The sequence below is a fragment of the Pseudomonas sp. MH9.2 genome, from assembly GCF_034353875.1.
In the GTDB taxonomy this organism is placed as follows: Bacteria; Pseudomonadota; Gammaproteobacteria; order Pseudomonadales; family Pseudomonadaceae; genus Aquipseudomonas.
The window spans coordinates 4,747,806-4,760,816 of sequence record NZ_CP133784.1; the positions used below are offsets into that span (position 1 = coordinate 4,747,806).

General features: G+C 56.6%; 10 protein-coding genes. 6 read left to right on the forward strand and 4 right to left on the reverse strand.

Annotation, left to right across the window (positions count from 1 at the left end; translation table 11 throughout):
* Positions 1-48 precede the first annotated feature (48 nt).
* On the reverse strand, positions 49-1,482 hold the full coding sequence (locus tag RHM55_RS21830) for a lytic transglycosylase domain-containing protein (RefSeq protein WP_322178282.1): 1,434 nt from the start codon (positions 1,480-1,482) through the stop codon (positions 49-51).
* Positions 1,483-1,581: 99 nt separating this feature from the next.
* On the reverse strand, positions 1,582-2,361 hold the full coding sequence (gene gloB, locus RHM55_RS21835; RefSeq protein ID WP_322178283.1) for a hydroxyacylglutathione hydrolase: 780 nt from the start codon (positions 2,359-2,361) through the stop codon (positions 1,582-1,584).
* Positions 2,362-2,443: 82 nt separating this feature from the next.
* Between gloB and RHM55_RS21840 the strand changes: the two genes are divergently transcribed.
* The 4 genes from RHM55_RS21840 to RHM55_RS21855 all read left to right on the forward strand — a co-directional run bounded on the left by RHM55_RS21840 (position 2,444) and on the right by RHM55_RS21855 (position 5,075).
* Complete coding sequence (locus RHM55_RS21840; RefSeq protein WP_322178284.1) at positions 2,444-3,202, forward strand: class I SAM-dependent methyltransferase; 759 nt, start codon at positions 2,444-2,446, stop codon at positions 3,200-3,202.
* A gap of 71 nt (positions 3,203-3,273) precedes the next feature.
* The gene (gene rnhA, locus RHM55_RS21845; protein ID WP_407074572.1) at positions 3,274-3,741 is read left to right on the forward strand and encodes a ribonuclease HI; all 468 of its coding nucleotides are present in this window, start codon (positions 3,274-3,276) and stop codon (positions 3,739-3,741) included.
* Positions 3,734-4,492 (forward strand): DNA polymerase III subunit epsilon, encoded by a 759-nt coding sequence (dnaQ, locus tag RHM55_RS21850; protein WP_219061463.1) that lies wholly within the window; start codon positions 3,734-3,736, stop codon positions 4,490-4,492. The genes rnhA and dnaQ overlap by 8 nt, the downstream gene beginning before the upstream one ends.
* A 28-nt stretch (positions 4,493-4,520) precedes the next feature.
* Positions 4,521-5,075, forward strand: coding sequence for a GNAT family N-acetyltransferase (locus RHM55_RS21855; protein WP_322178285.1), 555 nt, complete (start codon positions 4,521-4,523; stop codon positions 5,073-5,075).
* 201 nt (positions 5,076-5,276) lie between these two features.
* Here the strand turns inward: RHM55_RS21855 and RHM55_RS21860 are convergent, their stop codons facing one another.
* The gene (locus RHM55_RS21860) at positions 5,277-5,489 is read right to left on the reverse strand and encodes a hypothetical protein (RefSeq protein WP_219061461.1); all 213 of its coding nucleotides are present in this window, start codon (positions 5,487-5,489) and stop codon (positions 5,277-5,279) included.
* 316 nt (positions 5,490-5,805) lie between these two features.
* Here RHM55_RS21860 and RHM55_RS21865 point away from each other — a divergent pair, with 316 nt between their 5' ends.
* Both RHM55_RS21865 and RHM55_RS21870 read left to right on the forward strand, forming a co-directional pair.
* Entirely contained in the window at positions 5,806-6,366 is a 561-nt protein-coding gene (locus RHM55_RS21865) for an NAD(P)H-dependent oxidoreductase (protein WP_322178286.1), read from the forward strand.
* Positions 6,367-6,510: 144 nt separating this feature from the next.
* The gene (locus RHM55_RS21870) at positions 6,511-11,778 is read left to right on the forward strand and encodes a dermonecrotic toxin domain-containing protein (protein ID WP_322178287.1); all 5,268 of its coding nucleotides are present in this window, start codon (positions 6,511-6,513) and stop codon (positions 11,776-11,778) included.
* An 81-nt stretch (positions 11,779-11,859) separates the two neighbouring features.
* Here the strand turns inward: RHM55_RS21870 and RHM55_RS21875 are convergent, their stop codons facing one another.
* Entirely contained in the window at positions 11,860-13,011 is a 1,152-nt protein-coding gene (locus tag RHM55_RS21875) for an acyl-CoA dehydrogenase family protein (RefSeq protein WP_322178288.1), read from the reverse strand.

The following is a 13,011-nucleotide window of genomic DNA, read 5'->3' on the forward strand; positions in this document are numbered from 1 at the left end:
TTTGCTGTGTATCCCGTCTGGTTATTCAGGGGTGCAAGCCAGTGGATCTCAAGGGGCCTGATACACGGTCAGGGTCTGGCCTGGTTTGAGGGCATGGCCGCTACGTGGGTTCAAGCGTTGGAGATGCTCCATCTCGACGTTGAAACGTTTGGCCACCATGTACATCGAATCGCCTTTGCGTATCGTGTACTGGGTCGACTTCTTGTCGCTGCTTTTGCCTTTGCTTTTGCCTTTACCCTTGGGGCTGATCATGTCCTGCATGACCAGGGTCTGCCCGACTTTCAGGTTTCGCCCGGACAGTTGGTTCCAGTGCTGCAGGTCTTTGACCTCAACTTTGTTGGCTTTGGCGATGGCTACCAGGTTATCGCCCTTTTTCACCCTGTAGTTGCGGCTTCGCGTGGGTTTGTCGCGGCTGGCCAGCGTGTCGCCAGTGCGCACGCGGTATTGTTGCCAGCCCGCCAGTTCCTGAGGTTTCATGTTCGACAGGCTGGCGGTCAGCAACTGTGCCTTGGCGGTTGGCACCAGCAAATGCTGTGGACCGTCGACGGTCATGCGTTTCTTGAACGCCGGGTTAAGCTGGAAAAGCTCGTCTTCGTCGATATCCGCCATGGCGGCGACCTTTGACAGGTCCATGCGCTGGTTGAGTTCAACGACTTGGAAGTAGGGCTGGTTGGCAATCGGATTGAGGTTGACGCCGTAGGCTTCCGGTGCGAGCACCACTTGGGACAGTGCGAGGAACTTGGGCACGTAATCCTGAGTTTCCTGCGGCAGTGGCAGGTTCCAGTAATCAGTGGGCAGGCCAAGTTTCTGGTTGCGTTCGATGGCCCGGCTGACGGTACCTTCGCCAGCGTTATAGGCAGCAAGCGCCAAAAGCCAGTCACCGTTGAACATATCGTGCAGGCGTGTCAGGTAGTCCAGGGCGGCGATGGTCGAGGCGGTAATGTCGCGGCGGCCGTCGTAAAAGCTGGTCTGACGAAGGTTGAAGTAACGCCCGGTCGATGGAATGAACTGCCACAGGCCTACCGCGTCGCTGCGTGAATAGGCCAAGGGGTTGTAGGCGCTTTCGATTACCGGAAGCAAGGCCAGTTCCAGCGGCATGTTGCGTTCTTCGAGGCGCTCTACGATGTAATGCATGTAGAGGCTGCCGCGTTCGCCAGCGTTTTCCAGAAAGGATGGATTGTTGGCGAACCATAGACGTTGTTGATCGATACGTGGGTTCTGACCGTTGCCTTCTTGCAACTGGAAGCCCTGACGCATCCGCTCCCAGACATCCTGAGGTACTAGTGGGGTCGGTTTGTCACTGAGAAAAATCGGTTTTTGCTTGATGCCGGCGGCGAGATTCGGCGCGTGATGGGTACTGACAGAGTCGATTTGGCTGGTGGTCTGACAGCCGGCCAGCGTAGCGCTCAGGGCCACGGCGATAGCCTGGACCAGTCGGGTCAATGCGTCTGAATTGATGACTTTGCGTATGGATGACGACATTGGCTGGGGGGTAGTTCCAGGCGAAAATGTCGGGCGATTCTAGGAACCAGCCAGCCAACGGTCAACCTTTCAGAATTTCTATGCTGATCAAGACGGTGCTTAGAACTTATCTTTCCAAGCACGCAAGCTAGCAAAAATAGCACTTGGCGACTGATTGTCCGTGCCAGTCCGTTCGTCTGCTTTTTCTTTAACGGATCTTTCATGGGTCCGAATGAATGGGTTAGTGCGTCGTTCCAGCGCTAAATTTGAAGGTAGGCTGATCCGGTTTTCGCTGCGCCATTGGCTCACTTGGGCGAAGCGTTCGGCGATGTCGCAATTACCCGGTTCTACCGCTTGGGCGAAGCGCAGATTGCTCAGGGTGTACTCATGTGTGCAATACACCAGTGTGCTGTCCGGCAGCGCCGCCAGACGGCTCAATGACTGATGCATTTGCTCGGGTGTGCCTTCAAACAGTCGGCCACAACCTGCCGCGAACAGCGTGTCGCCGCAAAACAGTAACGGTGCGGTCGGGTCGTCGTGGTAGAAGGCGATATGGCCCAGGGTATGACCGGGCACAGCGTACACAGCAAAGGTCAGGCCGAGTACGCTGATCTGGTCGTTGTCGTTGAGCGCGACATCTCGCGCCGGGATGTTTTCGGCCGCAGGACCCAGTACCCGGGCACCAGTGGCTTTTTTCAGTTGCTCGACGCCGCCCACATGATCGAAATGGTGGTGGGTGACCAGAATGTCGCTGAGCTGCCAACCCGGATGCTGTTCCAGCCAGGCCAGAACCGGTGCAGCATCGCCAGGATCGACCACCGCACAGCACCGGCTGGCAGTGTTTTGTAACAACCAAATGTAGTTGTCAGTGAAAGCGGGCAGGGCATCAATCTGTATCATGGCGCAGTTCGCTAAGCGGGAAACAATGGTGCATCTTAGGGTCTATAGAGGTTCTACGCGAGTGCCCTCATGGAGAACAGAAATGACTGATAAAGCTTTCGCCCAGGCTGATTCTGAATGGCTTGCGCTGATCAGCTCAGCCCGTGAGTGGTTGTCCGGACCGGTAGGGCAACTGCTGCTGGAGGAGGAGCGGCGGGTGCTCGAAGATGAGCTGGGCCGTTTTTTTGGCGGCTACCTGGTGCATTACGGCCCTTCTGCCGAAGCGCCGCCAGCGGCTAAACAGGTCCAGCGTAACGTACGTCTGGGTGCACCTTTGCCCGGCGTGGAAATCGTCTGTGAAGAACAGGCCTGGCCCCTGAGCGAGCACGCCGCCGACGTTGTGGTCATGCAGCATGGTCTGGATTTCTGTCTGTCGCCTCACGGTTTGCTGCGTGAAGCGGCCAGCAGTGTGCGCCCCGGTGGACATCTTTTGATTATCGGGATCAACCCGTGGAGCGCCTGGGGGCTGCGGCATGTTTTCGCTCATGATGCCCTGCGCAAGGCCCGCTGCATTTCGCCGTCGCGGGTGGTGGACTGGTTGAACCTGCTGGGCTTTGCGCTGGAGAAACGACGCTTCGGGTGCTATCGTCCGCCGCTTGCTTCAGCGGCCTGGCAAGCACGACTGGCCGGGCTGGAACGCCTCGGCGACGGTTGGCAAAGTCCCGGCGGCGGCTTCTACTTACTGGTTGCACGCAAGATCGTGGTCGGTCTGCGTCCTGTGCGTCAGGTGCGGCGTGAGACCATGGGCAAACTGCTGCCATTGCCGATGGCCAAGGTCAATCGGCGCAATCCGCAGCCGTAAAGCGTTACGCAAGACAAGCCGGTTGATGGTTTGTCGATGAAAGTTCGGTGGAAAGCTCGATGGAAGGTTTGATGGAAACGGTTGTAGTGAGCGAAAGCGTTGAAATATTCACCGACGGCGCCTGTAAAGGTAATCCTGGCCCTGGCGGTTGGGGCGCCTTGTTGGTATGCAAGGGGGTCGAAAAAGAACTGTGGGGTGGCGAGGCCAATACCACCAACAATCGGATGGAGCTGACCGCGGCCATTCGTGGTCTTGAAGAACTCAAACGGCACTGCAACGTACTGGTTGTTACCGACTCCGAATATGTCATGAAGGGCATGAAGGAGTGGCTGGTCAACTGGAAGAAACGCGGCTGGAAAACCGCGGCTAAACAACCGGTGAAAAATGCCGACTTGTGGCAGTTGCTCGATGAGCAAGTCAATCGCCATACCGTGACCTGGAAGTGGGTACGTGGGCACACCGGCCATGACGGCAACGAGCGCGCCGATCAGTTGGCCAACCGCGGTGTAGAGGAAGTGAGAGGCATCAAACATGCGTAGTGTCGTACTCGATACCGAAACCACCGGTATGCCCGTTACCGATGGCCACCGGGTCATCGAGATCGGTTGCGTGGAGTTGATCGGCCGCCGCCTGACCGGGCGGCATTTCCACGTGTACCTGCAACCGGATCGCGAGAGTGATGAGGGCGCCATTGGGGTCCACGGCATCACCAACGAGTTTCTGGTGGGCAAGCCGCGCTTCAATGAGGTCTCGGAAGAGTTTTTCGAGTTCATCAAGGGCGCGCAGCTGATCATCCACAACGCAGCGTTCGACGTCGGCTTCATTAACAACGAATTCGCCCTGATGGGGCAGCGTGACAAGGCTGATATTACTCAGCATTGCACCATCCTCGACACCTTGGCGATGGCCCGGGAGCGTCATCCTGGCCAGCGCAACAGCCTTGATGCACTGTGTAAGCGTTACGGTGTCGACAACTCCGGCCGTGAATTGCACGGCGCTTTACTCGATGCCGAGATTCTTGCCGACGTTTATCTGACCATGACCGGCGGGCAGACCAGTCTGTCTCTGGCAGGCAATGCGACCGATGGCAACGGCTCGGGAGAAGGATCGGGCAACACGGCCAGTGAAATTCGCCGCTTGCCAGCGGATCGGCAACCGGCGCGGGTGATCCGGGCCAGCGACAGCGAAATGGCTGAGCACGACGTGCGCATGGCGGCAATCGCGAAATCTGCCGGTGCGCCAGCGTTGTGGGTGCAGTTGCAAGAGGCTCAAGCGCAAACTCCCCAGTAAACTCATTTTCAGATAGCGCAGTGGTGTCATGACTCAGGAAAACCCGGCACTGTCCATTCGAGTCGCGGATGAGTGCTTCGAGGATTACATCCTCAACAGCGAGTTCACCTTCACCGTCAGCGGCTATGCGTTGGCGCAGGTTGGTCAGCGTGTCGACTCCTGGGAAATCGACCCCGTCGAGCCTTATCGCAAGAATTACGGGATCGATTCCCAAGAGTTTTGCCATTATCGGGACGCTGCTGGCAGCACGGTACTGGTGGCCTGGCTAGGCGAGCGGGCAGTGGGCCATGTGGTGCTCAGCACTCACTGGAATGGCTTTGCCCATGTGGACGAGCTGGCTGTGGACGCTTCGGCGCGTCGCCAGGGGGTGGCGAGGTCACTGCTGGATGTTGCGCAGTTCTGGAGCCGCAAGCACCGCCTGCCGGGCCTTATGCTTGAAACTCAAAACAATAATCTGGCAGCCTGCAAGCTCTACGAGCGTTGCGGTTTTGTGATGGGTGGCATCGATCACATGCTGTATCGGGCTATCGACCCTGAAACACGGGAAGCCGCGATTTTCTGGTACTTGGTGTTTGAAGACTAACGTCAGAAGTTACTGAACGTTATTCTTGGGGCGTGCGGGGAGGGGGTAGCGATTTGGATTTACAGAAAGCGCAAGCGCGGCAATTTAATTATGTCCAAAAACGGACCTGAATCGCCGCTTGCGGCCACGTCAGTGCGGGGCGTTAAAACGGCGCACAGGTAACCTGACGATTCAGCACAGTTAACGATGCACGCTCCCGGATCAGGGAGTGCGGGTCATTTTTACGCCGGACTGAAGCAACTCGAAGTCATCTCCGCCCAAATGATTGACTCGATCGCCAATGGCCAGACGGTAGGTCGAAACAGGCTCCGTGCCGCTGGCCGCATCGGGCTGTGATTCCTGGAATTCATGCACCGAGTAGACGCGGCCTTCCGCATCTCTTGCATGAAAATGTCGGACGAGAACTGAAGCCATTTGCTTTGTAACCTCTGGAGATAACCGCTCATTTGCGCTGACATGCTAACACCACGCGCTGACAATCGATGCCCGCTTGTAAGGTAAGTCTGAACGAATTGATTCAGCTGCTACACCTATATTTGTCAGACCGCTGTTTTGCAGGCTAGTTTTCCAGTGCTGAAAAAATAGTCTGAGCCGTTGGTACTGCGGGTAGCAAGTGGCTGTGCGTGGCGTTTTCAACAGTTCAATCGTAATGGTCGGACCCGAAAACCAGACTAAATAGGTGACTTCATCTATAACTTACACCTCCATTAATCAGTGAGCGGAAATCTTCATGAGCCAGGTCTATACGATCGCTGTTGTTGTTGGCAGTCTGAGAAAGGACTCAATCAACCGTAAGGTCGCGCGCGCGTTGGTGGCGTTGGCACCCAGCAGCCTAAAGCTGAATATCGTCGAAATTGGCGATTTGCCCCTCTATAACGAAGATATCGATAGTGACTCTCCTCCGGCCGCTTACACGGCCTTTCGCCAGCAAATCAGCGCAGCCGATGGCGTGCTGTTCGTCACCCCGGAATATAACCGTTCGGTACCGGGTGTCCTGAAAAACGCCATCGACGTGGGTTCGCGTCCGTATGGCAAAAGTGCCTGGGACGGCAAGCCAGGCGCAGTAGTCAGTGCCTCGCCGGGTGCCATTGGCGGTTTTGGCGCCAACCATCATTTGCGTCAATCGCTGGTTTTTCTTAACGTACCGTGCATGCAGCAGCCGGAAGCCTACCTGGGCAACGCGGGGACTTTTTTCGATGCCGCCGGTACGGTGTCCGAGCAAACCAAGCCCTTCCTGCAAACGTTCATGAACGCGTTTGCGGCCTGGGTTGAGCAGCATAAGAAGGTTTAACGCCTAAAGGCGGTGCGTCAGCGCCTGCCTTGCATTATGTAACGCAGGGCAGGCGAGGTAATTCGGTAAGTTTCTCTTTCACGTTCAACCACCGTCGCGGAATTCGTTCGGCGGGGTGGTTTTCAGCGCAAAAGGAAACTTGCCATGACATCCCCCTCCCGCCCGTACTTCCATACCGAATCGCTCAAAGAAAGATTTTCCCGCGACGTGACGGACGCCGTCCTCGCCGAACGTATAGACGAGGACGAAGCGCGCTGGTTGCGAACGCTGGTGGGTCCCTCTGCTCTGGACGGGACGGTGATACCACCGCGGCTGGACCGCGTGATCAAAACCGGTGGTCTGCCCACTGACGTTGAACTGGCTGCGGCCGTGTTAATCAGCTACCCATCGAGCGACACCACCGTTTACCTGAGTACCCTGCTGTATGGCCTGGAGCGATTCGATGATAGGGAACAACTGCTGGTCAAATTGCTAAAGCGTTTCGGATCGCAAACAAGTGACGTGCCGGCGTTCGAAAATCAATTGATCGATGAGCCGTTGTTTGAGTTTCGGATGCTCAAGATCATCGATCACCAAGTACAAGAACTCGTTGAGCTGGCCCAGCATTTTGAGCAAACACCCTCATTGCAATCGATACTGAAATACGGCTTGGAAGGGCAGATCAAGACCGCAATACCCGAGACGTCAATCGATCCTTCGACGCACATTCTGCAGATCATCCAGTCAACAACGCGGTCGTCGATGAAAGACGTCACGGCCGTCCAGTCGCTCGTGGATGAGGCACTGGACGAGTACATCGACCGGGAATTGCCGCAAGGCGCTGAGCACCGCTTTCTGGGGCCGTCGGGTACGACCCTTGACTCACTGGAGGCGCAACCTCAACGACAAGCACTGTCTGATACGGTCAAGGAACTGAAAACGTCTTTTGATAATCGACTGGGTCATTTTTGGTGGTCTCCGGTAGGTCATGGCCAGACGCGTCGTGAATACGTTGCCGCTGCGTTGTCCGAATGCTTCCGACAGGCGCTGCTGGCACGCAGGCACGATGCTAAGCTCGACGCTCATGAGTTTCGACGAGTCAGCTCACTGTTAGATCCGTCTCTTGAGCAATGGGGCGATGGTGGTCAGGTTCGCCTCAGGAAGCTCACACTGTCTCTTGATCATCGAGATCCGTCGGAGCTGGCGGGCGTATTTCTGGTGGAGTGGATTGTGCCGTCGCTGTCGGAACTGCTGCTTTACTCAGTGGGAAAGGGACTGCGTTCGTTTCGAAATCGAAGGGAATTGAGCGATCACTTCTCCACAGGCGAAGGACGCACAGAACTCCTTCACTACCTGTCGCTGGATGATCACGCTCGGGTGCGCACGGCGGCCAGGTTGCAGTTGGCGTTTGAAAACATCGACCGGCCCTTGTTTCTGGATCGAGTCGACTCGGTCATCGCCTTGCAGAACCGCAATCTGGCTTTCGTTATCGATCAGCCTCGCAGAGACCGCGATCTGGCAGCCGTCATGATTGACGATGCGTTGGATATTCGTCATCTGATTGACCATCGCCTGTCGCGGCTGGGTGGCGGTGGTCGATGGCGTGATGTACCGGGCACGTTCGGTGAAGCATGGCGCCTGACACCTTCGATCCCACTGGCACTCCCACCTGCCAAGGCCGTGGCGGCCACGCTCAGTCCATCCTGGCTAGAGCGGATGCAGACGCTTGATGATGCATCCCGGCTTATCTGGAAAGCGCACCCGGGTATCGAATCCTGCGCCCGCGATGTGCTGAACAGGCAGTTGGCCATCCTGTGTGATGGCCGTCTGGATGCGAAGGATGTTCACGTGCAGCTCATTGAGGCATTGCCTGTCGAGGTGCTGAGAAACACGGCAGAAGCCCGAGCTGGCGCAGTCAGTCCGACAATGCCCCCAGTCGATCTGATCACCCTGCTGCTCGACCGGGTGAGCGGTCATCGAGTAGTCGATGTGCACGTCGACAATCAGATTATCCTTGCTCCGGCAACGATTGCGCAGACAGACCCCAGCACACTGCTGACGCCTGCGTTGGTCAATCATCTGCTGAAATACGCGCATGCCCAGTTTCCCGCAGCGCTGGCACGTCAGACCAGGCGGTTCCACACGCATGCTCTGCGTCAGGTCAACTCCCGATTGGACCCTCGGGCGTTGTCGTGCGAGATAACGGCAGCACTGCTTCGCCTGGAGCTGAACCTGAAGGGACGTCTGGACGACCTCGATCAGCCAGCGCAGGTCATGCTTGAGCAAGTACTGGATTACCCTGTGCGTAGTCTGCGCCGGGTATTTGGCGACGCTATCGTCGAAGTCTGCGCCCTGTCGTGCACCTATGACGAGAAGCGCCCATCGGTGCAGATGACCAACCTTTTCATGCTGCATCAACCCTCACTCGCCCCCACGGGTGTAGTGCTCTGGTCTTCATTGTTGGGTGTACGACGATTCGACTCACTTGTTGGTCTCAAGCGGTTATTGATTGCGAAGCTGGCGAACACTCATCACCGCGAGCAATGGTTGGATCTTTTTCCCGAGCCTGAAAAGTGCATGATCCGCAAACACCTGGAGCAACCCGATGGCAATCTATTGTCTATCGATACTATTCCGCTGAATGAGCATTTCATTGAGCAGTTGCAACGGGTCGAGCAGGACCGGCAATGCAAGGCTGTCGAGCACGCGGTTCAACTCGCAACGGACTGCCGTCTAGAGACGAAACTGTTCAGCAACCTCGTGACCGCTGCCCAGGCCAATGACCAGATGGATGCAGCACTGGATGCGATGTCAGGGGCCATTCAGAGTGCCCTGTTCGAAGCGCAAATGCCGGCCTGGTTAAAAAAAGCCTCGATTGACGACTTGCAGAGCTATGCCGACGTACTCAAGCGTTACTTTCGGGTCGGTGATCCGATCAATGATTTTCTATTCGGCATTCCGTATCTAAAGGCGTACGCCCGCGAAAAAATACTCGACCAGCTGAGTATCGACTTCCCCGGCCAGTCATTTGACCCGGACACCTTGCGAATAACCCTTACGCGATACGTTGGAGCCCCGGTGGGCACGGGACAGACGCCTTCTTTTTTGCCCGCAGTGACCGATGTCAACACCGAAACATTGACCGAATACTCGCTTAATCATTTTTCGACGATCCAGGGGGCGAGCCTGGCGGTGAGTTCTGCTGAAGAGAGCCTGGCTACCGTTCTGTTGACGCCCGCCTACCTGAGTGGGTTGATCCACACGTTGGATGTGGGAGCACATTATCAAAAACTGCTGACGCAAAAGCTGGACAGCAGTCATTCAGACTACAGCCTTCGCAGACGTTTATTTTTCAAGCAGTTGCCAGCGCTGATGATCGAAACTGCTGTTCAGAAAAAGCTTGAAGGGCAGCTCAGTGCCAGCGCCTACGATTACATAGAGGGCCTCATGGAGATGCCCGATAGTCTTGCCCGGCAAACTGTACATGAAGAGGACATTATCCTGTGTCCGCTTCGACTGATCGCGCAGGCGGGCGCCATGGCGGACAGTGTGCCCGGCTTTTACGTCATAGGCCCAAAGGACCCATCTCAGGGGCCGGTGATCCTTTATTCGATTTTTAACCAGAATTTTTGCTTCAAGGAGTACGCCGACAACGCCAGCCTGCTGCAGGACATACGTACATCAAGCAGCCTGCAAACTCAGCTCATGCAGCGTGTCACGCCCGACGTGCAAACGCGTTATGGCCATCACAGCTTCCTTCTGCCTCCGGTGTGGAGTACCGAGTTCTATACGGATTTCCCAATGTTTTCATTGGGGCCTATCACCCTGGACAGCGAACCTGTTGAGGGCAATGTTTTGCAGTATCTGTTCCGTGATGCCGTTAGCGTATTCAAGGAAATAGCGAAAACGCAGACAGTCACTACTGCCCAGGCTGATTGGGAGTCGCTCACGTACCTGATGACGCTTCAGGCCGAGCAAGTCCTTATTTTTCTGCCCGGCGATCTCGGCCTGATGGCTGCTGGCTGGCAAGGGCTATCGTTGTTTCACTCATCAGCCACCTCGGCCGCCAGTCGACACTGGGGCGAGGCAGTGTCGGAGTTTACCGCTGCTTTGGCCATTTTTGTGTCGGCCAAACATTCAGCCTTGAAGGCGCTGGAGGTCGACGATTCAGCCTCTGAGGTGCTGAGTGACCTTGACGCGCCGCTGGGATTCTCTTGGCGAAATGCCCAATTGCCCCCAGACGTAAAAGTCCGTTTGCAGGCGTTCGAAGTGTCCGATATCGCATTGAGCGATTTGATGAAAGATGAGCTGTACAACCTTTACCAGGCGCCCTTGACGCTGAAAAAGTATGCGGCTGTCGCTGGCAAGGTCTATCAGGTACAGATGCAGGATGAGGGGGCCTGGCACATTGTCAGTGGTGACAATGTCGGGCCGAACCTGAAACTCAATGACCATCAGCAATGGGAACTCAATGTGCGTTGGGGGTTGAGGGGGGGAGGCGGGCTTCTTACTCGGCCTAAATCTCCTGATGCTTTAACCCCGAGTGAGATCGACGCAGCGGTCAATCATGAGTTCGACGTTCTGGCCAGTGGAATGCCTGCGATACGTCTGGGGTATCGAGACCACGCGCGCAGGATTGGTCGCGCCCATCTGCAAACCAAACGCTATATCGAGACCTGCCTGGAAAATCTGAACGTGCGAACGCCCGCTGCACCGCTCAATGCACAGGTCAACACAATCATTGGTGAGTTCTTCGGTGTACAGACGCCGAGTGCCGGACTTGTCGATGCAATCAAAAAGTCGACAACGGGCTTGTTCAACGCCGTGATGGATGCCTCGTTGGCACCTTATTCTTCACCCCGTTTTGTCTTGGGGGTGAATCGGGCAGGGTACGAAACCACTGTCGCGTTCACGCTAAAAGCTGATCCACTCCAGCGTATCTACCTGAGCGAGCAGTTTTTTAAAGCGTCGAAATATCACCTCAAGCCTTCAGCCGTTGGCAGCGCGGGTTTCAATCTGAGGTCCCACTATCGAGCGGCTGCACTCATCCACGAACTGTCTCACCTGAGCAATGACACGCACGACATCGCTTACCTGGAGGCCACGGCCCCTTTCCTCGATTTGTTGGCCATCGATACGCCGGACCAGATTCGGATCAAATCCGATCTGGAGGAGTTGCATCACCGCTATCTTTCGCATCGGACCCCCATCAGTCAGCTGTTCAAGCACTTTAAAAATGGCCAGTGGCAAGACATCAATGATGAAGGGGAGGGTAAGCAATTCGTTCTGAACATCACCGGACAGACAACCCTGGCAGACGCTCGCCCGGTTTTTCTGGCCGATGCTGAAAAACGCAGCGAAATCATCCTGGGAAATGCTGACTCTTTGGGCCTTCTCGTCACGTTGTTGGGGCGCCAACGCTTCGCCGCTTGACTCGCTTGTCGGGTGCATCGAGGCTGCATTGAAAAAGAGCCGCTTTTTAAAGCGGCTCGTCTTAGCTCTTATACCGGCGAATCAAATCGTGTAGTGCCGCAACTCACGGGCGATGACCAGGCGCTGGATTTCACTGGAACCTTCGTAGATCTGGGTGATCCGTGCATCCCGGTAATAACGCTCCACCGGGTAGTCTTCCAGGTAGCCATAGCCGCCATGGATCTGCATCGCCTTGGAGCAGACTTTCTCAGCCATTTCCGACGCGAACAGCTTGGCTTGTGACGCTTCCGACAAGCAGGGTTTGCCCGCGCTGCGCAGGCGCGCCGCGTGGAGGATCAGCAGGCGTGCAGCGTTGAGTTGGGTGTGCATGTCGGCGAGCATATTCGAGACGCTTTGGTGCTCGATGATCGGCTTGTCGAACTGCACCCGCTCACGTGCATACGCCAATGCGGCTTCGAACGCGGCGCGGGCGATGCCCAGTGCCTGTGCGGCAATGCCGATGCGTCCGCCTTCAAGGTTGGACAGGGCAATGGCCAGGCCCTTGCCACGCTCACCCAGCAGATTGGCGGCGGGAACGCGGCAATTGCTCAAGGTCACGGCGCAGGTGTCTGATGCGCGAATGCCCATCTTGTGTTCGGTACGGTCTACCACGAAGCCCGCAGTGTCGGTTGGTACCAGAAACGCCGACAGGCCTTTCTTGCCCAATTCGGGATCGGTCACGGCGAAAACAATGGCCAGTTTGGCGCGTTTGCCGTTGCTGACGAACTGCTTGGCGCCATTGATGACCCATTCGTCGCCCTGCAACTCAGCACGGGTCCGCAGGTTGTGTGCTTCGGAGCCCGCCTGAGGCTCGGTCAGGGCAAAGCAGCCGATGGCCTGACCGCTTGCCAGCTCGGCCAGCCACGTCTGCTTTTGCGCCTCGGTGCCGCAGTTGAGCACCGGGCCACAGCCCACCGAGTTGTGAATACTCATGAGCGCACCTGTCGCGCCATCGCCTGCGGAAATCTCTTCCACGGCCAGGGCGTAGGCGACGTAATCGACATAAGTGCCGCCCCATTCTTCCGGGACCACCATGCCCAACAGGCCCAGTTCGCCCATTTTGGCGACCAGGGCGTCATCGATCCAGCCGGCTTTTTCCCATGCCTGGGCATAGGGTGCGATTTCATTACGGGCGAAGTCGCGCGCCATGTCGCGAATCATTACCTGTTCTTCTGTCAGTTCGAGGTCGTGCAT